The organism is Ruegeria sp. YKSF131 (assembly GCF_059612645.1).
On the sequence record NZ_JBXWQZ010000136.1, the window covers coordinates 1 to 1,339 of the forward strand.

Sequence of the window (1,339 nt, forward strand, 5' to 3'; positions counted from 1 at the left end):
GCAGAATCCCATGTTGACCGGTCCATCGACGGGCCGGGGGCTTTCATCGAAACCAATGTCCTGGGCACATACAACATGCTGGAGGCGGCGCGCAGCTATTGGGCCGGACAGGGAAAACCGGACACTTTCAGGTTCCACCATATCTCGACCGATGAAGTCTTTGGCAGCCTGGGGCCCTCCGGCCAGTTCACCGAGGATACTCCCTATGATCCGCGGTCACCCTATTCCGCATCGAAAGCCTCCAGCGATCATCTGGTCCGGGCCTGGCACGAGACCTATGGCCTGCCGGTGGTGCTGACCAACTGTTCGAACAATTACGGACCCTATCATTTCCCTGAAAAGCTGATCCCTGTTGTGATCCTGAACGCAATCGCGGGCAAGGCGCTGCCGATCTATGGTGACGGCTCGAATGTCCGCGACTGGCTGTATGTCGAGGATCACGCCGACGCGCTTTTGCTGGTGGTGCAAAAGGGGGCTGTCGGCCGGTCCTACAACATCGGTGGCGAGAACGAGCGCAGCAATCTGGAACTGGTGCAGACGCTTTGCGCGATCCTGGACGACCTGCGCCCGAAACCGCAGGGGGTCTATGCGGACCAGATCACCTTTGTCACAGACCGCCCCGGGCATGATGCGCGTTACGCCATCGATCCCTCGCGGATGCGCAACGAAATGAACTGGCGCCCATCCGTGACGGTAGAGGAGGGTCTGCGCAGAACGGTTGAATGGTACCTGAACAATGAAGAGTGGTGGCGGTCCCTGCAAGGCCGGTCCGGCGTTGGCGAACGGCTGGGGGTCAGCGCGTGAAACTTCTGGTCTTCGGGGCGACCGGTCAGCTGGGCCGGGAACTGATCCGGTGTGGCGGGGAAATCTCGGTTGAAGCGCTTGGGCGCGACAAGGCGGATTTTACCGATCCCGAAGGGTGCGCGGCCCTGGTTCGCAACACCGATGCGGATGCGGTGATCAACGCCGCCGCATATACCGCCGTCGACAAGGCCGAGGCGGAGGAAGACCTTGCCCTGCTGATCAACGGAACCACGCCCACGGCGCTGGCCAAAGCTGCGGCCGGGCGCGGATTGCCGTTTGTTCAGGTCTCGACGGATTATGTGTTTGACGGGGCGGGCACGGCCCCGTTTCCGCCCGACCACGCGACCGGCCCGCTGGGCGCCTATGGGCGCACCAAGCTGGCGGGTGAGGCCGGTGTGATTGCGGCGGGCGGACCCCATGCAATCATACGAACCTCGTGGGTGGTGTCGTCACATGGACATAACTTCGTCAAAACCATGCTGCGCCTCGGCAAAGAGCGTGACCGCCTGACGATCGTCGCAGACCAGATTGGCGG

At 62.3% G+C, this 1,339-nt stretch carries 2 protein-coding genes; both read left to right on the plus strand.

Annotated features, from left to right (window positions below; translation table 11 throughout):
• The coding region (gene rfbB, locus AC2FLZ_RS21965; RefSeq protein WP_496882794.1) for a dTDP-glucose 4,6-dehydratase at positions 1-804 on the plus strand (804 nt) is incomplete at its 5' end.
• A partial coding sequence (locus AC2FLZ_RS21970; RefSeq protein WP_496882795.1) for an SDR family oxidoreductase occupies positions 801-1,339 on the plus strand: 539 nt, incomplete at its 3' end. The genes rfbB and AC2FLZ_RS21970, both read left to right, overlap by 4 nt.